The organism is Mesorhizobium sophorae (assembly GCF_002270415.1).
Taxonomy (GTDB): Bacteria; Pseudomonadota; Alphaproteobacteria; order Rhizobiales; family Rhizobiaceae; genus Mesorhizobium; species Mesorhizobium sophorae.
Window position 1 is genome coordinate 238,454 of the sequence record NZ_NNRI01000007.1, and the last position, 23,273, is coordinate 261,726.

Annotated in this window: 22 protein-coding genes; 16 read left to right on the forward strand and 6 right to left on the reverse strand. The window is 62.2% G+C overall.

Features of this window, described 5'->3' with window-relative positions; genetic code table 11:
- The first annotated feature begins 5 nt into the window (after positions 1-5).
- Both CGZ66_RS05580 and CGZ66_RS05585 read left to right on the forward strand, forming a co-directional pair.
- Complete coding sequence (locus CGZ66_RS05580; RefSeq protein ID WP_095082377.1) at positions 6-587, forward strand: TadE/TadG family type IV pilus assembly protein; 582 nt, start codon at positions 6-8, stop codon at positions 585-587.
- 45 nt (positions 588-632) lie between these two features.
- A complete protein-coding gene (locus CGZ66_RS05585; protein WP_095084272.1) occupies positions 633-1,244 on the forward strand; it encodes a TadE/TadG family type IV pilus assembly protein in 612 nt (203 codons plus the stop codon).
- A 45-nt stretch (positions 1,245-1,289) separates the two neighbouring features.
- On the opposite strand, the gene CGZ66_RS05590 is transcribed toward CGZ66_RS05585, so the two are convergent.
- A complete protein-coding gene (locus tag CGZ66_RS05590; protein ID WP_167392012.1) occupies positions 1,290-2,240 on the reverse strand; it encodes a phosphate/phosphite/phosphonate ABC transporter substrate-binding protein in 951 nt (316 codons plus the stop codon).
- Between the two features lie 339 nt (positions 2,241-2,579).
- Between CGZ66_RS05590 and CGZ66_RS05595 the strand changes: the two genes are divergently transcribed.
- The 9 genes from CGZ66_RS05595 (at position 2,580) to CGZ66_RS05635 (ending at position 12,573) form a co-directional block, all read left to right on the forward strand.
- Positions 2,580-3,821, forward strand: coding sequence for a phosphopentomutase (locus tag CGZ66_RS05595; RefSeq protein WP_095082379.1), 1,242 nt, complete (start codon positions 2,580-2,582; stop codon positions 3,819-3,821).
- A complete protein-coding gene (mutM, locus tag CGZ66_RS05600; RefSeq protein WP_095084273.1) occupies positions 3,814-4,704 on the forward strand; it encodes a bifunctional DNA-formamidopyrimidine glycosylase/DNA-(apurinic or apyrimidinic site) lyase in 891 nt (296 codons plus the stop codon). Before CGZ66_RS05595 ends, mutM begins: the two co-directional genes overlap by 8 nt.
- Positions 4,705-4,833: 129 nt before the next feature.
- Entirely contained in the window at positions 4,834-5,607 is a 774-nt protein-coding gene (locus tag CGZ66_RS05605) for an enoyl-CoA hydratase (protein WP_095082381.1), read from the forward strand.
- A gap of 160 nt (positions 5,608-5,767) precedes the next feature.
- The gene (rpsT, locus tag CGZ66_RS05610) at positions 5,768-6,034 is read left to right on the forward strand and encodes a 30S ribosomal protein S20 (RefSeq protein WP_095084274.1); all 267 of its coding nucleotides are present in this window, start codon (positions 5,768-5,770) and stop codon (positions 6,032-6,034) included.
- Between the two features lie 838 nt (positions 6,035-6,872).
- The gene (gene dnaA, locus CGZ66_RS05615) at positions 6,873-8,420 is read left to right on the forward strand and encodes a chromosomal replication initiator protein DnaA (protein ID WP_095082383.1); all 1,548 of its coding nucleotides are present in this window, start codon (positions 6,873-6,875) and stop codon (positions 8,418-8,420) included.
- A 304-nt stretch (positions 8,421-8,724) separates the two neighbouring features.
- Entirely contained in the window at positions 8,725-9,843 is a 1,119-nt protein-coding gene (gene dnaN / locus CGZ66_RS05620; protein ID WP_095082385.1) for a DNA polymerase III subunit beta, read from the forward strand.
- 185 nt (positions 9,844-10,028) lie between these two features.
- Positions 10,029-11,168, forward strand: a complete 1,140-nt coding sequence (recF, locus tag CGZ66_RS05625; protein ID WP_095082387.1) for a DNA replication/repair protein RecF — start codon at positions 10,029-10,031, stop codon at positions 11,166-11,168.
- 156 nt (positions 11,169-11,324) lie between these two features.
- Positions 11,325-12,080, forward strand: coding sequence for a molybdopterin-synthase adenylyltransferase MoeB (locus CGZ66_RS05630; protein ID WP_095082389.1), 756 nt, complete (start codon positions 11,325-11,327; stop codon positions 12,078-12,080).
- 31 nt (positions 12,081-12,111) lie between these two features.
- Positions 12,112-12,573 (forward strand): GNAT family N-acetyltransferase, encoded by a 462-nt coding sequence (locus CGZ66_RS05635; protein WP_425352281.1) that lies wholly within the window; start codon positions 12,112-12,114, stop codon positions 12,571-12,573.
- 27 nt (positions 12,574-12,600) lie between these two features.
- On the opposite strand, the gene CGZ66_RS05640 is transcribed toward CGZ66_RS05635, so the two are convergent.
- Complete coding sequence (locus tag CGZ66_RS05640; RefSeq protein WP_095082393.1) at positions 12,601-13,602, reverse strand: 2-hydroxyacid dehydrogenase; 1,002 nt, start codon at positions 13,600-13,602, stop codon at positions 12,601-12,603.
- Between the two features lie 151 nt (positions 13,603-13,753).
- Here CGZ66_RS05640 and CGZ66_RS05645 point away from each other — a divergent pair, with 151 nt between their 5' ends.
- The gene (locus tag CGZ66_RS05645; protein ID WP_095084275.1) at positions 13,754-14,314 is read left to right on the forward strand and encodes an SH3 domain-containing protein; all 561 of its coding nucleotides are present in this window, start codon (positions 13,754-13,756) and stop codon (positions 14,312-14,314) included.
- A gap of 55 nt (positions 14,315-14,369) precedes the next feature.
- On the opposite strand, the gene CGZ66_RS05650 is transcribed toward CGZ66_RS05645, so the two are convergent.
- Both CGZ66_RS05650 and irrA read right to left on the reverse strand, forming a co-directional pair.
- A complete protein-coding gene (locus CGZ66_RS05650) occupies positions 14,370-14,729 on the reverse strand; it encodes a DUF4260 domain-containing protein (protein WP_095082395.1) in 360 nt (119 codons plus the stop codon).
- A 60-nt stretch (positions 14,730-14,789) separates the two neighbouring features.
- Positions 14,790-15,221: an iron response transcriptional regulator IrrA gene (irrA, locus tag CGZ66_RS05655; RefSeq protein ID WP_167392014.1), complete on the reverse strand. Its 432-nt coding sequence runs from the start codon at positions 15,219-15,221 to the stop codon at positions 14,790-14,792.
- A gap of 243 nt (positions 15,222-15,464) precedes the next feature.
- On the opposite strand from irrA, the gene fabA reads away from it, so the two are divergent.
- From fabA to CGZ66_RS05675, 4 genes are all read left to right on the forward strand, one after another.
- On the forward strand, positions 15,465-15,983 hold the full coding sequence (gene fabA / locus CGZ66_RS05660; protein ID WP_095082399.1) for a 3-hydroxyacyl-[acyl-carrier-protein] dehydratase FabA: 519 nt from the start codon (positions 15,465-15,467) through the stop codon (positions 15,981-15,983).
- Between the two features lie 36 nt (positions 15,984-16,019).
- Positions 16,020-17,240 carry a beta-ketoacyl-ACP synthase I gene (gene fabB / locus CGZ66_RS05665; protein WP_095082401.1) on the forward strand — a complete coding sequence of 407 codons (1,221 nt, stop codon included), beginning with the start codon at positions 16,020-16,022 and terminating at the stop codon, positions 17,238-17,240.
- 32 nt (positions 17,241-17,272) lie between these two features.
- On the forward strand, positions 17,273-18,085 hold the full coding sequence (gene fabI / locus CGZ66_RS05670; protein ID WP_095082403.1) for an enoyl-ACP reductase FabI: 813 nt from the start codon (positions 17,273-17,275) through the stop codon (positions 18,083-18,085).
- A gap of 206 nt (positions 18,086-18,291) precedes the next feature.
- Positions 18,292-19,836 (forward strand): putative bifunctional diguanylate cyclase/phosphodiesterase, encoded by a 1,545-nt coding sequence (locus tag CGZ66_RS05675; RefSeq protein WP_095082405.1) that lies wholly within the window; start codon positions 18,292-18,294, stop codon positions 19,834-19,836.
- Positions 19,837-19,908: 72 nt separating this feature from the next.
- Here the strand turns inward: CGZ66_RS05675 and CGZ66_RS05680 are convergent, their stop codons facing one another.
- Both CGZ66_RS05680 and pnp read right to left on the reverse strand, forming a co-directional pair.
- Entirely contained in the window at positions 19,909-20,928 is a 1,020-nt protein-coding gene (locus tag CGZ66_RS05680; protein WP_095082407.1) for a class I SAM-dependent methyltransferase, read from the reverse strand.
- Between the two features lie 152 nt (positions 20,929-21,080).
- Positions 21,081-23,228 carry a polyribonucleotide nucleotidyltransferase gene (gene pnp / locus CGZ66_RS05685; protein WP_095082409.1) on the reverse strand — a complete coding sequence of 716 codons (2,148 nt, stop codon included), beginning with the start codon at positions 23,226-23,228 and terminating at the stop codon, positions 21,081-21,083.
- Positions 23,229-23,273: the final 45 nt, after the last annotated feature.

Here is a 23,273-nt window from a genome sequence, read left to right on the forward strand (position 1 = left end):
CAGACATGAGCAAGGGATTCGGCTCCGCAGACGAGCACAAAGCGAGACGCCCAAGGTTTTTCGCTCGCTTCCTTCGCGACCGGCGTGGCAGTACGGCAATTGAATTCGGAATCCTTGCAATCCCGTTTGCGCTGCTTGTCTTTGCCATTCTGGAAAGCTGCATCGCATTTGCCGGCCAGGAAGTGTTGTCCAACATCACCGACGATGTCGCGCGCCGCTTGCGCACCGGCCAGTTGAGGGCGGCCGACGTCGCCGGAGACAATTTGAAGAACATGATCTGCGACAAACTGGAGGTCATCGTCTCGCAGGACTGTCCCAATCAACTGGACGTGGATCTTCGCCAATATACGACGTTCGCAGCCGCCGCCGCCGCCGGCTTCAAGATTCAGGCTGGCCAAGTCGTCCTGACCAACGGCGGCGCCAACCAGTCCTTTGCCGTTACGGCGGGTGCTGCGGAATCGAAGAACATGCTGCGGGTCTTTTACAAATGGCCGATCATGACCGATCTACTGGCCCAGTCGATGGGCGGCAACAAGACCCTGCATTTCGCGTCGGTAACCTGGCAGAACGAGCCGTTCGACAATTGAGTTCGAGGCGGATGCACGAGCAGTAAAAGAAAGAGGGCAATGGGCATGATGCGTGCGGGGGCACATCTCAAGACTTCAGGAATTTGGCGCAAAGCAATTCGATTCGGGTCCGATCGCCGCGGTATCGCGGCAGTCGAGTTCGCCTTGATCATGCCTCTTCTGCTGTCAATGTATTTCATCACCATGGAGGCGTCACAAGCCATCGAGACCAGCAAGAAGGTCAGTCGTCTCGGCAGCATGGTGGCTGATCTCGTCACCCAGCAGACGACAGTCGTCAAGGCGGATATCGACGCCATCATGGCGATCGGCGCCGTCACCCTTCAGCCCTACAACCGCTCGGTCCCGAGCATCACCATCACGGCCATACAGGTCACGACCGACGCAACGCCGCTGGTGCAAGTGGTGTGGTCGCGCAAGCTGGTCAATGGCGTCGCCAGCACTGGCCCCACCACCACCACGGTTCCAGCAAAACTCAAGGTCGCCGGCACCTTCCTCATTCGCGTCGACAGCACTCTTGGCTACAAGCCGGTCATCACCTGGTCGGCGGGCAGCCAACAGAAGCTTGGATTGACCTCGGCTTTCAACGCCCTGACGATGGGCGAGTCCTACTATCTGCGTCCGCGTAGAAGCGTGACGATCCCTTGCGGCGATTGCTGAACCGGGACCGCTGAGCCGCTCGCAAAACCGCTCCAAAGCCTCGCGTTACTGCCCCGGACCACTGCCCGCGACGAAGCGCACGACAGCGGCGGCCATGTCGTAATCCTTTGGCACCACGATAGCGAAGCCACCGGAATGCTTTGATTCCAGGAGATCGTAGATGTCTGGCGTCATCGACTTGAGGTTGGTGAGGAAGACGGTGAGCCGGCGCTTGGCTTCCGGATTGAGGTCGCTGCGGACGGCGTGGGGACCATATCTCAGCAGGCCCGACGCCCATACGACTTGAAGCGCCGCTGCCGAAAGCCCAGTTGCTTCGAGCCTCGCCTGGGTGCCCGATGCCTGCGCGCCTGAGGCTTGAGTGCCCGATGCTTCCGGTCGGCCGTCGGCAGCAGCCGTCACCCAGCCGAACAGGCCATCGGCCTTGCCATCGAGCAGCATCGTTTCCGCCGCCGCAGCCGACTCGGCATGGACCAGAAACGGTGCATCTTGCGAAATCTTGCGGCCTTCCGCTGTCAACGCGGCCAATGGCAACAGAGAACCGCCGACGCTGTCCGAAGGGGCCATGGCGATGCGATGGCTTTCCATTGCCGCCAGATCAGGCAGCTTGCCGTCGCGCGTCAAGAGAACGGAGCGGATGCCGATCGCGCCGTCAAAATCGACCGGAGCCACAAGCGGCTCGATGCATCCGCAGCGTTGCGACGCCGTCGCGTAGGCTGTCGCCGAATAGATTGCGTATTCGATGCGGGCATTGGCCTGCGCCTCGATCAGCGCGGCATAGTCGCGGGCGACGACAATCTCGACCTTCATCCCCAAGGCCTTGGTATAGGCGTCGGTCAACCGTGCCAGCCCCGGAACGGTGTTGCCGGCGCCTGGCTCGGCGACGATGCCGATGCGGAACGTACCGATATCATCGCGCCAGTCGGCATGCGCCGGATTGGACCAGAGCGCACCCTGCACCAGCATGAGAGCGGCGTATGCCTTCAGGGTAACCCTCATGACAGAACCGCCGCCTGCTTTCCTCGATCCATACCCATGCCCGCCGCATCGTTGCGACATGCCAAAACCGCCACGCACCATGCATGTCGTTGCCCCAAAACCGCTGCGCACTTTTGGGCGACATGCATTCTCAGTTTATGCGTGTCGTTTGCCCCAAAACCGCTTCGCACTTTTGGGCAACATGCATTCTCAGTTTATGCGTGTCGTTGCCCCAAAACCGCTGCGCACTTTTGGGCGACATGCATCGGACTATCACGCCTGGTCGTTGCCGTTTGGTTTCCGAATTGCCAACGAAGTCGCGGAACCCTATGTCTGGGCGTTCAAACTGGCAACAATTCGATGACGCGCGCTTTCCTCTTCGTTCTGGACTCCTTCGGCATCGGCGGGGCGGCCGACGCCGACCGCTATGGCGACGCAGGCGCCAACACATTCGCGCACATCACGGAAGCCTGTGCCGAAGGCCGCGCGGATCGCGAAGGGCTTCGCAGTGGACCGCTATTTGTCCCCTACATGGCGTCGCTCGGGCTTGGCAAGGCTGCCGAAACCGCCACGGGACTGGGCTTCGCCAGCAGCGGCACGGATCTGCTCACGACGGCCTTCCACGGCGCGGCGCAAGAGGTTTCGAGCGGCAAGGACACGCCTTCGGGCCATTGGGAAATCGCCGGCCTGCCGGTGCGATTCGACTGGGGCTATTTCCCGGATACGGTTCCCGCCTTTCCGGCGGATCTGACCGAGGCGATCATCCGCGAGGGCAAGGTGCCGGGCATTCTCGGCAACTGTCATGCGCCGGGCACCGAAATCATCGAGCGGTTCGGCGAAGAGCACATCCGTACCGGCAAGCCGATTTGCTACACGTCGGTCGACTCGGTCCTGCAAATTGCCGCGCATGAAGCCCATTTCGGCCTCGAGCGGCTTTATGAGTTCTGCAAGGTGGTGCGAAGGCTGGTTGACCCGCTGAGGATCGGGCGGGTGATTGCACGGCCGTTCGTCGGCGAAACCACCGCGACCTTCGAGCGAACCTACAACCGCCATGACTACGCGGTGCCGCCGCCGGAACCAACCCTGCTCGACCGGCTGACGGCTCGTGGTAGCCGCGTCATCGCTATCGGCAAGATCGGCGACATCTTCGCCCATCGCGGAATTTCGCAAGTGCGCAAGGCGGCGGGCAACATGGCCATGTTCGACGAGGCACTGGGCGCGATGGATGATGCCGGCGATGGCGACCTCGTCTTCGCGAATTTCGTCGACTTCGACACCGAATTCGGGCATCGCCGCGACGCTGCGGGTTATGCTGCAGCGCTCGAGGCCTTCGACCGGCGGCTGCCGGAGGCATTTGCAAGGCTGCGGCAGGGCGATCTTCTCATCCTGACGGCCGACCACGGCAACGATCCGACCTGGCGCGGGACCGACCATACGCGCGAACGCATTCCGGTGATCGGCACCGGACCGGCTTTCAAGGGCGGTGACATCGGACTGAGAACGACATTCGCCGACATCGGTGAAACCGTGGCGGAGCATCTTGGGCTAGCGGCCGGCCGTTACGGCACGTCTTTCTATGCAGCGATTGGCGGCCATGCCTGAACTGCCCGAGGTCGAAACGGTCCGGCGTGGGCTGCAGCCGGTTCTGGAAGGCGCCACCATCACCCGTGTCGAGGCGCGCCGACCGGATCTGCGCTTTCCATTTCCCGAAAAATTCTCGCAGCGGCTGACTGGCAAGACGATCACCGCGCTCGGCCGCCGGGCCAAATATCTGACGATGGACGTTGAAGGCGGTCCGGTGCTGATCTGCCATCTCGGCATGTCGGGCTCATTCCGCATCGAGACGGCGGATGGCAGCGACATGCCTGGTATCTTCCACCACGACCGCTCGAAGAGCTCCAACCACGACCACGTCGTCTTCCATGTTGTATCCGTGGGCGGCGCCAGTTCGCGCGTGATCTTCAATGATCCGCGCCGCTTCGGCTTCATGTTGTTTGCCGAAGGACCGCCGGATGTCCATCCGATGCTGGCAGGGCTCGGCGTTGAGCCAACCGGCAACACATTGGACGGCCCGCTGCTTGCCTCATTGATGAAAGGGCGGCGATCACCGCTGAAGGCAGCGCTTCTCGACCAGAGACTGATCGCCGGGCTCGGCAACATCTATGTCTCGGAGGCGCTGTGGCGCGCCAGCCTGTCGCCGCTGCGCGAGGCGGGCACGATCGCCAAGCCCGGGAAGAAGGCCCAGGCTCAAAGCGAGAGCCTCGCCGAAGCCATTCGCTCGGTGATATCAGATGCGATCGCGGCCGGCGGATCCTCGCTCAGGGACTATATGCAGGCTGATGGATCGCTGGGCTACTTCCAGCATTCCTTCGCCGTCTACGACCGCGAGGGCGAGCCTTGCTCCAAACCCGGCTGTAGCGGCCACATCGAGCGGATCGTGCAGAGCGGCCGATCGACCTTCTATTGCCGGACGTGTCAGCGGTGAGTTAGAGCAATTCCAGGAAAAGCGCCTAGCGCCTTTCCTAGGGGAATTGCCTCAAAACAAAGAGTAGAGCGGTTCTACGTTTCCGTGAAACGATGAACTGGACGATGGGCGAGCGAGGAGAAGCAAGTCATGGCCTATGAGACGATCATCGCTGAGGCGCGCGGCAAGGTCGGGCTGATCACGCTGAACAGGCCGCAGGCGCTCAACGCGCTGAATTCCCAGATCCTGGCCGAACTGGTGGCAGCCGTGAACGGCTTCGGCGCCGATGCCGGCATCGGCGCCATGGTCATCACCGGTTCCGAAAAAGCCTTCGCCGCCGGCGCCGATATCAAGGAGATGCAGGCGATCTCCTATGTGGATGCGTACTGCCAAGACTTCTTCGTCGGCTGGGAGGAGTTTACGCGGGCACGGAAGCCGATCATCGCTGCGGTGGCCGGCTATGCGCTGGGCGGCGGCTGCGAGCTGGCGATGATGTGCGACTTCATCATTGCCGCCGACACGGCCAAGTTCGGCCAACCCGAAATCACGCTCGGCGTCATTCCCGGCATGGGCGGGTCGCAACGGCTTACCCGCTTCGTCGGCAAGTCGAAGGCGATGGACATGTGTCTGACCGGGCGGATGATGGATGCAGCCGAAGCCGAGCGTTCGGGCCTGGTGTCGCGGGTCGTGCCTGCCGGCGAGCTCGTCGAGGAGGCATTGAAGGCGGCCGCCAGGATCGCCGACTTCTCGCTGCCATCGGTGATGATGGCCAAGGAGGCTGTCAACCGCGCCTTTGAGACAACGCTCGCCGAGGGATTGCGCTTCGAGCGCCGACTGTTTCACTCGCTGTTCGCGCTTGAGGACCAGAAGGAAGGCATGGCGGCCTTCACCGAGAAGCGGAAGCCGAATTTCAGCAACCGCTGACGCCAGTTTGATAGCCGCCAAAAAGAAGGCCAGGCAGCGTTGACGCGCCGGAAAAGCTGAACTATAAGCCGCACCAACCGAGGCGGCCCCGTGGCTGCCCGTTTGTTTTTTGCGCCCTGCGGCATCCCGCATGCGCCGACCAGATCAGAAGAGAGGCATCATGGCCAATACATCCTCGGCCAAAAAGGCAACGCGCAAGATCGCACGCCGCGCGGCGGTCAACAAGAACCGTCGCTCGCGCGTCCGCACCTATATCCGCCAGGTCGAAGAGGCACTTGCCTCCGGCGACAAGGCTGCTGCACAGGCTGCGTTCAAGATTGCGGAGCCGGAATTGATGCGCGCCGCAACCAAGGGCGTGATCCACAAGAACACGGCGTCCCGGAAGGTGTCGCGACTGGCCCAGCGGGTCAAGGTTTTGTCTGCCTGACATCACGTCCTGGACTGACGTTCTGAGAACCCGGCCGATTGTGCCGGGTTTTTTCGTTTGCCGGCAAGCACTTAAAAAGAATGGCCGGAAACGGCCCTTTGGCGGCTCGAAATGCTTTGCCGGCACTGCCATGCAGGTTGATCGCCGGTATCCCTGAAAAGGGTTCACTTGAAAAAAGTCGTCACTCAGAAATAATCTATACTTTTCAAATAGTTGCGGACAGTCGTCCACAGCTTGTTCACATCGAGCCGGGGGGATGGGGGACAAGTCGCTGTCAAGCGAATTATTTCATAAAATTTCGTGACGGGCCGGCTTTTTCATATTCGCCGGAAAAGAGTTTGAATCACAATGGCTTTGTTAAAAAGTGCCGTAGCGGCACGCCACTCGAACCCGCCTCCACTAACCAGATTCCTTAAAAATCAGTTAGTCCCGGCCTTGCCCTATCCACAGCGATTTCGGTAATGTCGGTCTATCGAAAGGGACGGGCTCCGGGCCTTAACCCAGCTTGTAACGGCCAGCTTAAATTGGCGGGATTTGCAACGCGGATCAAGTCCGTGGACGGCTTTGGTTTGTCTTTTTCGATACGGTAGGGGACTGGCGTAACTAGACATGGCAGGTAGACGGCGCGCCGGCGCACTTTTCGCCGGATGGTGTCGTATTGCCCAGACATACCCAACGCGGACTGGCTTCCATGGGCCGGCACCGGTTTCCCCCGAATATTGGCGATGTCATCTGCCGGCGGCGGCAGCAGGCATCGTAGCGAAGACGCAGTTGCCGGGACACGGGTGCAGGGGCGCATCCCCGGTGGAACAGGGTACGGAAAGACAAGGAAGAGACCATGCAGAGCGGCATCGAACGGGAGCTTACGGGCGACCTCCCATTTCCTGGAACTTTGACCGGAGCAAACGACATGGCGGTGTCCAGCGACGCGGAACAGAAGTTCGACCGGGTCAAGACCCAGTTGAAGGCGCGCCTGGGAACTGAAGTCTATTCGAGCTGGTTCGGCCGCATGAAGGTCGCGGAGGCTTCCAAGGGCATCATCCGCATCTCGGTGCCCACCGCTTTCCTGCGCTCATGGATCAACGGTCACTATCTCGACCTCATTTCCGAGTTGTGGAAGCAGGAGGATCCCGATCTCCTCAAGATCGAGATCGTTGTGCGGACGGCGACCCGCCAGGGGCACAGCCATGCCGAGCCGGAAGTGGCGCCTGCGCGAGCCAAGATGACGCGGCAGACGCAGACGGCGCTCGCCGCCGGCACTGTCAGCCCCGGCCGGACTGAGCGCGCACCGGCTCCGCGTCCGGGCACACCGGTCGAGAGCGAGTTCCGGCACAATGTGCTCGGCTCGCCGCTTGATCCGCGCTACACATTCGGCTCCTTTATCGAGGGACCGTCGAACCGGGTGGCCTTCGCCGCCGCCAAGGCAGTTGCGGAATCGCAGTCCAGCGCGGTGCGCTTCAACCCGCTTTTCCTTCACGCAACCGTCGGGCTCGGCAAGACACACCTGTTGCAGGCGATCGCCGCGGAATCGCTGAAGCAGAACCCCAAGTCGCGCGTCGTCTATCTCACGGCCGAGTATTTCATGTGGCGCTTTGCCACCGCGATCCGTGACAACAATGCGCTGACGCTCAAGGAACAGCTGCGCGACATCGACCTGCTCATCATCGACGACATGCAGTTCCTGCAGGGCAAGTCGATCCAGCATGAATTCTGCCACCTGATCAACATGTTGCTCGACAGCGCCAAGCAAGTCGTCGTTGCCGCCGACCGGCCGCCGTCGGAATTGGAGTCGCTCGAACCGCGGGTCCGGTCGCGCCTCAATGGCGGCGTCGCGCTTGAAATGTCGGCGCCCGATTTCGCCATGCGCCTTGGCATGCTCAACTTGCGCCTTGCCACCGCAAGGGTCGATGACGCATCGCTCAATATTTCGGAGGAGATCCTCAATCACGTCGCCCGCACCGTGACCGGCAGCGGACGCGAGCTGGAAGGGGCGTTCAATCAGCTGCTGTTCCGCCAGTCCTTCGAACCGCAGATCACCATCGACCGTATCGACGAGATCCTCGGCCACATCTATCGCACCGGCGAGCCGAAGCGGGTTCGTATCGAGGACATCCAGCGCATCGTCGCGCGCCACTACAACGTGTCGAAGACCGAGTTGCTGTCCAACCGGCGCACGCGCACCATCGTCAAGCCGCGGCAGGTGGCCATGTACCTGTCGAAGGTGATGACGCCGCGCTCCCTGCCCGAGATCGGACGGCGTTTCGGCGGCCGCGATCACACCACGGTGCTGCACGCCGTTCGCAAGATCGAGGACCTTTCGGGCAACGACAATACGCTGGCGCAGGAACTCGAGCTCCTGAGGCGGTTGATCAACGACCAGGCCTGACCGGTCGGGCGAAGACGAACCAGAACAGCACCGGAATTCAATGACTTGCCGGTGCGGTCCTGGATCCGAAATGGGTTCGTGGTGTCGCCTGGGGGCGATCCGGAATTTGGTTTTGCGACACCGGCTCGCGGACTTCGTGGCCTTTATCCCCAGAAAGCCCGCGTAGCCGGCCTGAACCGGTGGCGCGGGCTTGCGTTTGCTGGTTTTTTCCTGTCAGTTTACGCAGATTCTGAGCCTGTTCAGACCTTTCGCGGGGCGCCGCTTACTGGTGACCCGTCATTCATTCAAGCGAGCCTGTTTCGTCATGCGTGTTATCCTGGAACGGTCAAATCTCCTGAAGTCGCTCAACCACGTCCACCGTGTCGTCGAGCGGCGTAACACCATACCGATCCTGTCCAACGTGCTGCTCAGCGCCGAGGGCGCCAGCCTCGAAATGAAGGCGACCGACCTCGACCTGGAGGTGACGGAAGCGACACCCGCCAAGGTGGAGCGCGGCGGGGCGACGACGGTTCCGGCACATCTGCTCTACGACATCGTGCGCAAGCTCGCCGACGGCGCCGAGGTGATGCTGAAGACGGACGAGGACGGCAACGCCATGACGGTGACGTCCGGCCGTTCGAGCTTCCGCCTCCAGTGCCTGCCGCAATCCGACTTCCCCGAGCTTTCGGCCGGATCCTTCTCGCATATCTTCCGTCTCGACTCAGTTGCCCTGAAGGGCCTGATCGAAAAGACCCAGTTCGCCATCTCCACCGAAGAGACGCGCTATTATCTGAACGGCATCTACCTGCACACGCACGAGGTCGGCGGCAAGCTGAAGCTGCGCTCGGTGGCGACCGACGGCCACCGCCTGGCACGCGCCGAGATCGACGCGCCGGCGGGTTCCGAGGGCATGCCGGGCATCATCATTCCGCGCAAGACCGTGAGCGAGCTGCAGAAGCTGGTCGACGATCCGGATGTCGCGGTCACCACCGAACTGTCGGACACCAAGATCCGCTTCACCATCGGCAGCGTGGTTTTGACCTCGAAGCTGATCGACGGCACCTTCCCGGACTATCAGCGGGTCATTCCGACCGGTAACGACAAGAGGCTGATCATAGACCGCCAGAGTTTCGCTGCCGCTGTCGATCGCGTCTCGACCATCTCCTCCGAACGCGGCCGCGCGGTGAAGCTTTCGATCAGCGACGGTCAGGTGACGCTTGCGGTCAACAATCCGGATTCAGGTAGTGCCACCGAGGAGCTGGCCGCCGACTATTCCTCCGATCCGATCGAGATCGGCTTCAACGCCAAGTACCTGCTCGACGTTGCCGCGCAGCTGACCGGCACGGAGGCCAAGTTCATGCTGGCCGACGCGGGTTCGCCGACTCTGATCCACGACATGGCCGACGAGACCGCGCTTTACGTGCTGATGCCGATGCGGGTCTAGCCGGCGCGGCGTCACCAATCCGGCCTGCTACTGGACCGGCAGCGAGAATTATGGTTGCGGCGACTTCCAGAGCAATTCCAGGAAAAATATGAAACGGTTTTCCGCCCGGAATTGCGTCAAAACAAAGAGTTAGAGCAGGTCTGCGTTTCCTTGAAACGACGAACCGCTCTATAGGCGGATAGCGGTTGCCGGCACAGACTCACATAAGTAAGCTTACACTTACTAATTTCCGCAACTATGCGGGATTGGCGATCGACCTGGCGCCGGGTGCCGTGGTCTTTTCCGGCGATAACGGTGCGGGCAAGACCAATCTTCTCGAAGCGATCTCCTTGCTGACGCCGGGACGCGGCTTGCGCCGCGCGCCTTATGCGGATGTCGCGCGCGAAGGCGGCGACGGCGGCTTTGCCCTGCACGCCCGGCTCGATGGGCCCGACGGCCAGGTCGAGATCGGTACGGGCATTTCAGGTGGCGACAGTGCCGGCGAAGGCGGCAGGCGGGTGCGTATCAACGGCGCTTCGGCGCGATCGGCTGAGGAGATGCTGGAGTGGCTGCGCGTGGTGTGGCTGACGCCGGCGATGGATGCCTTGTTCACCGGACCAGCCGCGGATCGCCGGCGCTTTCTCGATCGGCTGGTGCTGGCGATCGATCCCGGGCACGGCCAGCGCGCAATCGACTACGAAAAGGCGATGCGCGGCCGCAATCGGTTGCTTACTGAAGGCTCCCGGGACGACCGCTGGTTCGACGCGATCGAGACACAAATGGCCGAAACCGGTGTGGCGATCGCTGCTGCACGCGCCGAGATGGTGCGCCTGCTGGCCGCGATGATCGACAGGCTGCCCGACACCGGACCGTTTCCGCAGGCCGATATCGGCCTTTCGGGTGAGCTTGAGGCCGAGATTGCCATCGCGCCGGCGGTCGACGTCGAGGAGCGGTTCCGCCGGACGCTTGCAGAAGGTCGTGACCGCGACCGCGCCGCCGGGCGCACGCTTGAGGGACCGCACCGTTCGGATCTGGTGGTTCGGCACCGTCCCAAGTCGATGCCGGCCGAACTTTGCTCGACGGGTGAGCAGAAGGCGCTGCTGGTCGGCATCGTCCTGTCGCACGCCCGGCTAACCGGCGAGATGTCTGGCATGACACCGATCCTGCTGCTCGACGAAATCGCCGCGCATCTGGATGGCGGGCGGCGCGCGGCGCTGTTTTCCATCCTCGAAGACCTGAACTGCCAGGCGTTCATGACCGGAACCGATGCGGCGCTGTTTTCCAGTCTCAAGGGACGTGCGCAATTCCTGACTGTCGACCACGGCACGGTTGGGCCAACGATCTAGATCTTTGTCTACGTATGTCGTGGTCCCAAAACCGCTTCACACTTTTGGGCGACATGCATCGGGTTGTGCATGTCGTTGGTCCCAAAACCGCATTACACTTTTGGGCGACATGCATTGGCTCCTGACAAGGTTTTTCAGCCGCTATATGGTCCGGCAATGACCGCTGCCGCCCTGACCGACGAAGAGATCGAACGCTATGCCCGCCACATCGTGCTGCCCGAGGTCGGTGGCGCCGGCCAGCAGAGGCTGAAGCGGGCGCGAGTGCTGGTGATCGGCGCCGGCGGGCTGGGTGCGCCGGTGCTCGAATATCTTGCCGCCGCCGGGGTCGGCACGCTCGGCGTGATCGACGATGATACCGTGTCGCTTTCCAACCTGCAGCGCCAGGTCATTCACGGCACCGACACCGTCGGCATGCTGAAAACCGATAGCGCCAAGGCGGCAATCGCGCGCATCAATCCCAACACCGCTGTCGAGACACATACGTTCCGGCTGACCGCGGACAACGCCGCTGCCCTCGTCGCCCGTTATGACATCGTCGTCGACGGTTCCGACAATTTTGAAACCCGCTATACGGTGGCCGACGCCTGCGCGAGCGAGAGGAAACCGCTGGTGCACGCCGCCGTTGGACGCTTCGATGGTTCGGTGACCGTGCTAAAGCCGTTCGAAGACGGCAAGGACGGGGTGCCAAATCCGGGCTATCGCGATCTGTTTCCGGAAGCGCCGCCGCCTGGCCTGGTGCCGTCCTGTGCCGAGGCCGGCGTGCTTGGTGCGCTGACTGGTGTCGTCGGCACGCTGCAGGCGATGGAGGCGATCAAGCTGATCACCGGCATCGGCGAGCCGTTGGTCGGCCGGCTGCTGCTCTATGATGGGCTGGCCGCGCGGTTCGATACGATCCGCTACAAGAGAAGCTGACATCGTGGATCGGGCCGAAGTTGTCACCGTCATGAAGATCCCGGCCGATTTCGACCATTGGGACGATATGCTCGCACTGATCATGCACGCGTTCGCCACCATGGACGGTGTCATCGACCCGCCCTCCTCGGCGCACCTGCTGACCGCCGACACCTTGCGCGACAAGGCGCGGCAGGAGGTCGGCTTCGTGGCGTTCGAGGGGGACAGGATCGTCGGCTGCGTTTTTGCCCATGAAAGGACAGCGGAGTTTTACGTCGGCAAGCTCGCCGTCGCGCCGGATTGTCAGGGACAAGGCATTGGCCGGCGGCTGATGCTGGCGGTCGAGGACCTTGCCCGCAGCCGCGGCAAGGCTGCGGTCGAACTTCAGACGCGGATCGAGCTGACCGGAAACCATGCCGCCTTTGCCCGCCTCGGCTTTCACGTGACCGAACGGACGGCGCATGAGGGCTACGTCAGGCCGACCTCGATCACCATGCGCAAGGTCCTTGCGTAAGCCTGGACTTTCGTTCGAAGGCTGGCGTCAGGTTCTGAGCGGCAGCACGCGATCCGGTGGCCGGTGGCCGTCGACGAATGCGCGGATGTTGATGATGACCCTTTCGCCCATGTCGATGCGGCCTTCGAGCGTTGCCGAGCCCATATGCGGCAGAAGCACGACCTTGCCCTTGGCGGCGAGCTTCAGCAGCTTCCCGTTCAGTGCCGGCTCGTGCTCGTACACGTCGAGGCCGGCTCCGGCGAGCTTGCCGTCCTGGATCATCTTCACCAGCGCCTCTTCGTCGATGATGTCGCCGCGTGCGGTGTTGACGACATAGGCCGTAGGCTGCAGCAGCGCCAGCCGCCGCGCCGAAAGCAGATGGAAGGTCGCCGGTGTCGACGGGCAATTGACCGAAATGATGTCCATGCGGGCCAGCATCTGGTCGAGGCTTTCCCAATAGGTCGCCTCCAACTCGTCTTCCACGGCCGGCAGCACGCGATGGCGGTTGTGGTAGTGGATCGACAGGCCGAAGGCCTTGGCGCGCCGCGCGACCGCGGTGCCGATGCGCCCCATGCCAACAATGCCGAGCCGTTTGCCCCAGATGCGGCGCCCAAGCATCCAGGTCGGCGACCAGCCGGCCCATTTCTTGTCGCCGGTGAGCACATTGGCGCCTTCCGCCAGCCGCCGCGGCACCGCCAGCATCAGCGCCAGGGTCATGTCGGCGGTGTCCTCGGTCAGCACATTGGGCGTGTTGGTGACGGTGATGCCCTTCTTGGCCGCCGCCGTGACATCGATCTTGTCGACGCCATTGCCGAAATTGGCGATCAGCTTGAGATTGTCGCCGGCCTGGGCGAGCAGCGCCGCGTCGATCTGATCGGTCACCGTCGGCACCAGCACGTCGGCTTCCTTGACCGCCGCGACCAATTCCGGCTGCGTCATCGGCCTGTCCTCGACATTCAGCCGGGCGTCGAACAGTTCGCGCATGCGGGTCTCTACCGGATCGGGCAGCTTTCGCGTGATGACCACGAGAGGCTTCTTTTTGCCTACCATTGTTTCCTCGTACCCCGATCTCGTTGAGACCTCTTTAACCAAGACCGGCGAAACTGAAAGCCGGTCGCGGTGCCGATTACCCCATGTAACAAGCAGTGCCGCCGAAGACAAAGAAAAAGGGGCGCCAAGGCAAGCGCCGAAAGGAATGAAAGTGTCTGGTTTCGCGTCGCTTCGCCTGACCCTCAGTGCAGCATTTCTCGGCGCTCTGCTTCATTCTCCGCTTGCCGCGGCGCAGAGTGCGGCAGCACCTGCCCAGAGCGTCGTCACGCTCGGCCCGAGCGGTCTGCCGCTGCCGCGATTCGTCAGCCTGAAATCCGGCCGCGTCAACTCGCGCGTCGGCCCCGGCGCCAACTACTCGGTCGACTGGATGTATATGAAGGCCGGCCTGCCGATGGAGATCATCCAGGAATTCGATACATGGCGCCGCGTGCGCGACGCCGACGGTTCGGAGGGCTGGATCAACCAGTCGCTGCTTTCCGGCCGGCGCACCGCAATCGTCGCCCCGTGGCAGCGCGGCAAGGGCGCCCAGGTGAACCTTCTCAACAGCCCTGAACAGGACGCAAGGGTGGTCGCGATGGTCGAGCCTGGCGTCATGGGCACGATCAAGTCCTGCGACGGCCAGTGGTGCGAAATGACGTTCGAGGGCCACACCGGCTGGCTCGCTCAGTCGCTTGTCTGGGGCGCCTATCCCGGTGAACGGGTCAAGGACTGATCTTTTGACCGTTTGACCACGATCGTTCCGGACCAAAGAGTTTCCAAACAGCCGCTTAGCGGCCGATACGGCCCAAATGCGTGTCCTGAAAGCCGGTTGACAGCTTCAGACCGTAGCCCAGCGCACGATCGATGGCGATGTGGGCGATCCAGATCAATGCAACCGCCGTCGCGGTCGCTTTGCCGGACAGATGACCGGCCAGCAGCAGCAGCACGGGCACGATCAGGATATGCAAGGCGTTGTAGGCAAGGGCACCGACGCGCGGCCCCGCCAGATAGCCGAACATAGACAGGTCTGGCGCCAGGATAAGCAATCCGAAGAGCCACCAGCTTATACCAGTTGAAGCGTAGAAGACGACGGCAGCCACCGCAACGATGGCCCATTCGAGCCAGATTGTCAGGTCGAGGGGTTTCATTCCTGGCCGATCATTCTTGGCCGATCATTCCGGCCTTGCCGTTTATTCGGGCCTCGCCGGTCATTCGCAGCGCTTGGGGCGCAGCCTCACCACGATGTCGACATTGGCGATCTCCATCCCCTCCGGCGGCTCCGGCAGGTTGGCAACCGTCACCGGACCGCTGTCGATGTCGAATATGCGGTTTTCACCTTCGATGTAGAAATGGTGGTGGTCGGAGGTGTTGGTGTCGAAATAGGTCTTCGCGCCCTCGACGGCGAGGATGCGCAACAGGCCCGCCTGGGTGAACTGGTGAAGGGCATTGTAGACGGTGGCCAGCGACACCGGCACGCCGGCCGCGACCGCCTCCTCGTGCAGTTCCTCGGCCGACAGATGGCGGTCGCCCTTGGCGAAAAGCAGGTCGGCCAGCGCAATGCGCTGGCGCGTCGGCCTCAGGCCGGCTTCACGGACCCGCTTGTCCACAGCGACATTTTCCTTCTGACCGTCCAGGCCCATCTTCTCGTCGAACCCCACAGTTCCGCCCTAAGACACGCCCAGAATGGCAAAAAAATGAATGTCTGCCGAAACCGGACCCCTGCTGACATATATTCTGTCGTCCGAATGCGATCAATAGCGCGCATTGACCCGAGCAGACGAGCAGGTTAAGCGCAAACGCCGGTTTCCGGCCTGAAACAGATTGTGTTAGGAAACCAACGACAAGGGCGCCCGATAGCCCGGAACGATGTGGGGACGAAATTGATGGCGGGTTCGAAATCCAGCTACGACTACGACGAATTGCTGGCCTGCGCCCGCGGCGAACTGTTCGGACCGGGCAATGCCCAGCTTCCCTATCCGCCCATGCTGATGTTCGACCGCATCACAGAGATCAGCCAGACAGGCGGCGCCTTCGACAAGGGCTTCATCCGCGCGGAATTCGACATCAAGCCGGACCTGTGGTTCTTTGCCTGCCATTTTATCGGCAATCCGATCATGCCCGGATGCCTCGGCCTCGACGCGATGTGGCAATTGACGGGCTTCTATCTCGGCTGGCTCGGCGAACCCGGCAAGGGAATGGCGTTGTCGACAGGCGAGGTAAAATTCAAGGGCATGGTGACGCCCTCGGTGAAAAAGGTCGAGTACGGGATCGACTTCAAGCGCGTGATGCGCGGCCGGCTGGTCCTCGGCATTGCCGATGGCTGGCTGAAGGCGGATGGCGAACCCATATACGCGGCAACGGATTTGAAGGTCGGTCTGTCCAAGCAGTCGGCGGTCGGCTGACCGGCATCACCGGCTGACCCCTGGAAGGAGTTGCGAATGAGACGTGTCGTAGTCACAGGCCTCGGCATCGTGTCGTCGATCGGCAACAATGCCAACGAGGTTCAGACCTCGCTGCATGACGCCAGATCCGGCATCAGCTTCTCCGATTCCTTTGCCGAGCATGGTTTTCGCTGCCATGTCTGGGGAGCGCCGACGCTCGATCCTTCCGCCATGATCGATCGTCGTGCAATGCGCTTCCTGTCGAAAGGTGCCGCCTGGAACCACGTCGCCATGGATCAGGCGATCGCGGATGCCGGCCTCAGCGAGAGCGACATCACCAATGAGCGCACCGGCATCGTCATGGGATCGGGCGGACCATCCACCAGCACCATCGTCGAGGCGGCAGAGATCACGCTGAAGAACGGCAGCCCCAAGCGCATCGGTCCGTTCGCGGTGCCGAAAGCGATGTCGTCGACCGCATCGGCAACGCTTGCCACCTGGTTCAAGATCCACGGCGTCAACTACTCGATCTCGTCGGCCTGCTCGACCTCGGCGCATTGCATCGGCAACGGCTACGAACTGATCCAGTGGGGCAAGCAGGACATGGTCTTTGCCGGCGGCCACGAGGACCTCGACTGGACGATGTCCGACCTGTTCGACGCCATGGGCGCCATGTCGTCGAAATTCAACGACCGTGCATCCGCCGCCTCGCGCGCCTATGACGCCAATCGTGACGGCTTCGTCATCGCCGGCGGCGCCGGCGTGCTGGTGCTGGAAGAACTGGAACATGCCAAGGCGCGCGGCGCCAAGATCTATGCCGAGATCGTCGGCTACGGCGCGACCTCGGACGGCTTCGACATGGTGGCGCCATCCGGCGAAGGCGCGGTCCGCTGCATGCGCCAGGCGATGGCGACGGTTTCCGCACCGGTCGACTACATCAACACCCATGGCACGTCGACGCCGGTGGGAGATTCCAAGGAAATGGCCGCGATCCGCGAGGTTTTCGGCCAAGAGATGCCGTACATCACGTCGACGAAATCGCTGACCGGCCACTCGCTGGGCGCCGCCGGCGTCCAGGAGTCCATCTACTCGATCCTGATGATGCAGGGCGGTTTTATCGGCGAAAGCGCCCATATCGAGACCCTCGACCCCGAATTCGAGGGCATGCCAATCGTGCGAAAGCGCATCGACAACGCCAAGATCGACACTGTTTTGTCAAATTCGTTCGGCTTCGGTGGCACCAACGCAACGCTCATTTTCCAGCGCTATTCCGCATAAGGCCAGCGTTGTTTTCATAAGGATTGGCGGCCATGGACGGATTGATGAAGGGCAAGCGCGGGCTCGTCATGGGTGTCGCCAACGATCATTCGATCGCCTGGGGCATCGCCCGGAAATTGTCCGAACATGGAGCGGACCTTGCCTTCACCTATCAGGGTGACGCCTTCGGGCGTCGGGTCAAGCCACTCGCCGACAAGCTCGGCGCCTCGCTGGTCGTGCCGTGCGACGTCGAGGACAGCGCTTCGGTCGCCGCCACCTTCGAGACCCTGGGCAATGCCTGGGGCGGGCTTGATTTCGTCGTCCACGCCATCGGCTTTTCCGACAAGAACGAACTGAAGGGCCTCTACGCTGACACCAGCAGAGACAATTTCGTCCGCACCATGGTGATCTCCTGCTTTTCCTTCACCGAGATCGCCCGCCATGCGGCCGCCTTGATGAAGGATGGCGGATCGATGATCACGCTGACCTATGCGGGCTCGGTCCGTGTCATGCCGAACTACAATGTCATGGGCGTCGCCAAGGCCGGACTTGAGGCCAGTGTGCGTTACCTCGCCAACGACTACGGTCCGCGCGGCATCCGGGTGAACGGCATATCGGCTGGACCGGTGCGTACGCTCGCCGGCGCCGGGATTTCCGATGCGCGCCACATGTTCTCCTACCAGCAGCGCAACTCGCCGCTGCGCCGCACAGTGACCATCGACGAGGTCGGCGGTTCCGCGCTTTATCTGTTGTCCGATCTGTCTTCGGGCGTTACCGGCGAAATCCACTATGTCGATTCCGGCTATCACATCGTTTCCATGCCGACGCTCGATGAATTGAAGCAGACCGATGGCGGGCGAGATTAATACCTAGCTCCCAAAAGTGCGCAGCGGTTTTGGGACGACGACGCGCATAAAACAAAAGCTTAAAATGCGCCGACTAAGCCCGTTTCAACGCGACGCGCTTTAGTCCGCACATGAAATACTTCCGGTCCAATAAAATTGGACGCATTCGCGGAAACTCATTTTAAGGACATATCCGCTAGAAAGCCCTGTACTCTGGGGACCTTTCAATGTCGGCCGTCAGCAACCCGAAGCGAACACCGGTGTTCCGGCTGCTCACCATAGCAAGCTCGGGTATCGGCAGTTTTGTCCTCGGACTCTGGGGCCTGAAGCATGGTCTCAGCGATAGTTTTGCCGGGATATCGGCGGACATGATGGTCGCGATGATGGCCGCCCTGTGCGCGCTGGCGGCGTCGGTGGCCGCGATGTCCTTCTTCGCCGGCGTCGATGAATCGGCGGATTTCGTCTTCGAGGAAACCCAATTCGACAAGCTGACCGGCCTGCTGGCACGCCCGGCGATGGTCGGCAAGATCGCCGAGGCGGCATGCGCGACGAGCCGGACCGGCGAGCCGGTGTTCCTCATCGACATCGACATTGATCGGTTCAAGCAGATCAACGACGCCATCGGCTACAGCCAGGGCGACGAGTTGATCCGTGAGTTCACCAAGCGATTGAAGACTTGCCTGCCGCAACGCGCGGTGATCGGACGCATCGGCGCCGGTGAATTCGCGATCCTCCTCCCCGACAATCAGGTGTCAGGGTCACTGGAAAGTGCCATCGAGAGGCTCATCGACGAGATGATGGAGCCCTATGAGCTCAGCACGCACATGCAATCGGTCAGCCTGTCGGTGGGCATCGTGGCGATGCCAAAGGACGGTGTCGATCCCGTCCTCATCCTGCGCCGCTCCAATCTGGCACTGCAGAATGCGCGCGCCAGCGGCCTCGGCAACTGGTCGGTCTTCCACGCAGAAATGGGCAGGGTCGCCGACCATCGCCAGTGGGTCGAATCCGAGTTGAACGTTGCCTTCGAGCGGGGCGACTTCGACCTTCACTACCAGCCGCAGCTCGATCTCCCGACCGGCCGCATCGTCGGCTATGAAGCGCTGATCCGCTGGCGGCATCCCGAACGCGGCATGATCCCGCCGATGGAGTTCATTCCGATCGCCGAGGAAACCGGCATGATCGGTCCGATCGGAGAATGGGTGCTGCGCAAGGCCTGCAGCGACGCGCGCCATCTGCCCGAAGACTGCTTCGTCGCCGTCAACATCTCGCCCGTGCAGTTCATGACCAAGGACTTCGTCGGTATCGTGCGCGACACCATGACCAGCACCGGCATCAAGCCGTCGCGGCTGGAACTGGAAGTGACCGAGACGGCGATGATGCAGGACCGCGACCGCGCCGCCACCATCCTGAAGGAGTTGGCAGGTATGGGCATCTCGGTTGCCGTCGATGATTTCGGCACCGGCTATTCCAATCTGAGCTACCTGATCGACTTCTCGTTCGGCAAGCTGAAGATCGATCGCTCGTTCGTCAGCCGCCTCGACACGGACTCCAGCTCTGGCGCAGTCGTTTCGACCATCGTCGGGCTTTCGCGCGCACTTGGCGTCAGCATCATCGCCGAAGGCGTCGAAACCGAAAGCCAGGCGACGCTGCTTAGGGCAGCCGGCTGCGAAGTGGTACAAGGCTACCTGTTCGGCAGGCCGGCGCCACTCAGGTTCAGGGTCGGTGACGCTCACGTTACCGACGAGACGCGGCGCGTCGCCAATCTGCATTGAACGCGGCGCCGCATCTGCTCTCTCGAGCATGATCTTTTTCGAAAACCGGTTCCCACTTTTCGGGATCAAGCTTTAACGACGCGCGACAAGCACCTTGAACATGCCGTCGCGGGCGAGCTCTGCATGGCTCGAAAAAGCAGCCGACAGCACCGGCTCGTAGGGAAGCTGGCGGTTGGCAACCATGAACAGCCGCCCGCCGGGCTTCAGGGCCTTGGCCGCCGCGCGGATCATGCCGGCGCCGATCTCAGGCTCGGCCGCGCGGCTGCGGTGAAAGGGTGGGTTCATGGCGATCGCGTCGTAGCGCTTCTCGACCGGCTCCTTCAGCAGATCAACCCAGAAGAAATCCCTGGTGATCGACTGGCCAACCCCTGCCAGATTGAGCTTTGCGGCTTCGAGCGAGGCGAAGTCCGCCTCATAGAGGTCGAGCGCCGAGATGCCCGGCGCCCGGGCGGCTATCTCGGCAGCCACATACCCCCAGCCGGCACAGAAATCGGCAACGCTCCCACGCAGATCATTGGGCAGGTTCTCGACCAGCAATCTCGAGCCGGTATCGATCCGGTCGAACGAAAACATGCCGGGCGCGGTGCGGAACCGGCCTTCGACCAGCAGAGCGGGATTGGCGGCGCGCAGGTTTTGCGTAGCGGCCGGATCGGCAGGACGGCGAAACCAGAAGGCAATGCCGTGATACTTCGGCAGATGCCCCTCGAGCGGCACCAGTTCGCCGACGCGCTTGCGCAGGCTGGCGATACCGTCGTCCTTGCCGCCGGCAATGACGATCAAGCCGCCCGGCGCCACCCGCTCGAGCGCCTCGGCGAGGCGCAATTCGTTCAGGCCGCGATGCCGGCCGGCAAGCACAAGTGCCATGTCGAAGCCACCACCTTCGGCCTGCGCGGTGACGATGAGCCCAGACGCCTGCAACGCGCGAAAATGCGGCCGGAAGCCCTGTACGAGGTGAAGTGAGGCCTCGAAGCCTTCGGGGGAGCGAAAGCCCGGTTCAGCGCCGAGAAACAAGGCGCGATCGCCCTTCCCCGGCAAAGGAACAGCCTCGGCCTCGAAGGGATGAAAAAGCGTCTTCAGCGGCTCGGCGGACATTGTTCGATCTCGAAACGAGGCCTGTCTTGACAATCTGAGGATGAAAAGACGGGCTGAGAATGAAAAGACAGGCTGAGAATGAAAAGACGGGCTGAAAATGAAAACGGGCGCGACATAAGCCGCGCCCGTTTCGATTTACAATTTCAGGCCAATCAGGCGGCGTTTTCTTCGCCTTCGGTCTTCTTGTCGCGGGCGAGTTCCTTGCCGGTGGCCTGGTCGACGACCTTCATCGACAGGCGGACCTTGCCGCGCTCGTCGAAGCCCATCAGCTTGACCCAGACCTTGTCGCCTTCCTTGACGACGTCCGAAGTCTTGGCGACCCGGTCGTTGGCAAGCTGCGAGATGTGGACGAGGCCGTCACGCGGACCGAAGAAGTTGACGAAAGCGCCGAAGTCGGCGGTCTTGACGACCGTACCTTCGTAGATCTCGCCGACTTCCGGCTCGGCGACGATGGTGTGGATCCACTTCTTCGCCGCCTCGATCTCCTTGGCGTTCGACGAAGCGATCTTGACCGTGCCGTCGTCCTCGATGTTGATCTTGGCGCCGGTCTTTTCGACGATCTCGCGGATGACCTTGCCGCCCGAGCCGATAACGTCGCGGATCTTGTCGGTCGGGATGTGCATGACTTCGATGCGCGGCGCGAACTCACCGAGTTCCGAACGAGCGCCGGAGAGCGCGTGGCCCATTTCGCCGAGGATATGCAGGCGACCGTCCTTGGCCTGGCCAAGCGCGATCTGCATGATCTCCTCGGTGATGCCGTCGATCTTGATGTCCATCTGCAGCGAGGTGATGCCGTTGGCGGTGCCGGCGACCTTGAAGTCCATGTCGCCGAGGTGATCCTCATCGCCAAGGATGTCGGAGAGAACGGCGAAACGCTCGCCTTCCTTGATCAGGCCCATCGCGATACCGGCAACTGGCTTGGCCAGCGGCACGCCGGCATCCATCAGCGCCAGCGAGGTGCCGCAGACGGTCGCCATCGACGACGAGCCGTTGGACTCGGTGATCTCCGAAACGACGCGCAGCGTGTAGGGGAACTGGTCAGCGCTCGGCAGCATCGGGCGGATGGCGCGCCAGGCGAGCTTGCCATGGCCGATCTCGCGGCGGCCCGGCGAACCCATGCGGCCGGTTTCACCGACGGAGTAGGGAGGGAAGTTGTAGTGAAGGAGGAACTTCTCCTTGTACATGCCGGTCAGCGAATCGACATACTGCTCGTCCTCGCCGGTGCCGAGCGTGGCAACGACCAGCGCCTGGGTCTCGCCGCGGGTGAACAGCGCCGAACCGTGGGTGCGCGGCAGGACGCCGACTTCGGAGACGATCTTGCGGACCGTCTTGAGGTCGCGGCCATCGATGCGCGAGCCGGTGTCGAGGATGTTCCAGCGCACGACCTTGGCCTGGAGTTCCTTGAACACGGCGCCGATCTGCTCGGACGTGTACTTGGCGTCTTCGCCTTCAGCCGGAGCAAACGCGGCCTTGACCTTCGCCTTGACGGCGTCGACGGCGGCGTAGCGCTTCTGCTTGTCGATGTTCTTGTAGGCATCGCGAAGCTCGCCTTCGACGATCTTCAGCATTTCGGCTTCGAGCGCGGAATAGTCCGGCGCGGTGAAGTCGCGCGGCTCCTTGGCGGCAACTTCGGCCAGCTTGATGATGGCGTCAATGACCGGCTGGAAGCCCTTGTGGCCGAACATGACGGCGCCGAGCATCAGCTCTTCGCCAAGTTCCTTGGCTTCGGACTCGACCATCAGAACGGCGTCGGTGGTGCCGGCGACGACGAGGTCGAGCTTGGATTCCTGCATCTCGTCGACATGCGGGTTGAGCACGTATTCGCCGTTGATGTAGCCGACGCGAGCGCCGCCGATCGGACCCATGAAGGGAACGCCCGAAAGGGTCAGGGCCGCCGAGGTGGCGACGATCGACAGGATGTCGGGATCGTTCTCGAGATCATGCTGGACGACGGTGACGACGATCTGGGTGTCGTTCTTGTAGCCGGCGGCGAAAAGCGGGCGGATCGGGCGGTCGATGAGGCGGGAAACCAGCGTTTCCTTTTCGCTCGGACGGCCTTCGCGCTTGAAATAGCCGCCTGGGATCTTGCCGGCGGCGTAGGTCTTTTCCTGGTAGTTGACGGTCAGCGGGAAGAAATCGAGGCCTGGCTTCGGCTCCTTCATCGAAACGACGGTGGCGAGAACCTTGGTCTCGCCGTAGGTCGCGAGCACCGCGCCGTCGGCCTGGCGCGCGATCTTGCCGGTTTCGAGGATGAGCGGACGACCGCCCCATTCGATTTCCACTTTGTGGTGATTGAACATATCTTGTCCTTAATAAGCGGAAAGGGCCGCGCCGTTTCACGGTGC

Coding starts and splice junctions, on each gene's coding strand:
- pnp (WP_095082409.1), bottom strand. CDS start 23,228: ATGTTCAATCACCACAAAGTGGAAATCGAATGGGGCGGTCGTCCGCTC.
- irrA (WP_167392014.1), bottom strand. CDS start 15,221: ATGGGCCTGGACGGTCAGAAGGAAAATGTCGCTGTGGACAAGCGGGTC.
- CGZ66_RS05635 (WP_425352281.1), top strand. CDS start 12,112: ATGAAGATCCCGGCCGATTTCGACCATTGGGACGATATGCTCGCACTG.
- CGZ66_RS05585 (WP_095084272.1), top strand. CDS start 633: ATGATGCGTGCGGGGGCACATCTCAAGACTTCAGGAATTTGGCGCAAA.
- fabB (WP_095082401.1), top strand. CDS start 16,020: ATGAGACGTGTCGTAGTCACAGGCCTCGGCATCGTGTCGTCGATCGGC.
- rpsT (WP_095084274.1), top strand. CDS start 5,768: ATGGCCAATACATCCTCGGCCAAAAAGGCAACGCGCAAGATCGCACGC.
- CGZ66_RS05680 (WP_095082407.1), bottom strand. CDS start 20,928: ATGTCCGCCGAGCCGCTGAAGACGCTTTTTCATCCCTTCGAGGCCGAG.
- fabI (WP_095082403.1), top strand. CDS start 17,273: ATGGACGGATTGATGAAGGGCAAGCGCGGGCTCGTCATGGGTGTCGCC.
- dnaA (WP_095082383.1), top strand. CDS start 6,873: ATGCAGAGCGGCATCGAACGGGAGCTTACGGGCGACCTCCCATTTCCT.
- CGZ66_RS05590 (WP_167392012.1), bottom strand. CDS start 2,240: ATGAGGGTTACCCTGAAGGCATACGCCGCTCTCATGCTGGTGCAGGGT.
- fabA (WP_095082399.1), top strand. CDS start 15,465: ATGGCGGGTTCGAAATCCAGCTACGACTACGACGAATTGCTGGCCTGC.
- dnaN (WP_095082385.1), top strand. CDS start 8,725: ATGCGTGTTATCCTGGAACGGTCAAATCTCCTGAAGTCGCTCAACCAC.
- CGZ66_RS05605 (WP_095082381.1), top strand. CDS start 4,834: ATGGCCTATGAGACGATCATCGCTGAGGCGCGCGGCAAGGTCGGGCTG.
- CGZ66_RS05580 (WP_095082377.1), top strand. CDS start 6: ATGAGCAAGGGATTCGGCTCCGCAGACGAGCACAAAGCGAGACGCCCA.
- CGZ66_RS05650 (WP_095082395.1), bottom strand. CDS start 14,729: ATGAAACCCCTCGACCTGACAATCTGGCTCGAATGGGCCATCGTTGCG.
- CGZ66_RS05640 (WP_095082393.1), bottom strand. CDS start 13,602: ATGGTAGGCAAAAAGAAGCCTCTCGTGGTCATCACGCGAAAGCTGCCC.
- CGZ66_RS05675 (WP_095082405.1), top strand. CDS start 18,292: ATGTCGGCCGTCAGCAACCCGAAGCGAACACCGGTGTTCCGGCTGCTC.
- CGZ66_RS05630 (WP_095082389.1), top strand. CDS start 11,325: ATGACCGCTGCCGCCCTGACCGACGAAGAGATCGAACGCTATGCCCGC.
- mutM (WP_095084273.1), top strand. CDS start 3,814: ATGCCTGAACTGCCCGAGGTCGAAACGGTCCGGCGTGGGCTGCAGCCG.
- CGZ66_RS05595 (WP_095082379.1), top strand. CDS start 2,580: ATGACGCGCGCTTTCCTCTTCGTTCTGGACTCCTTCGGCATCGGCGGG.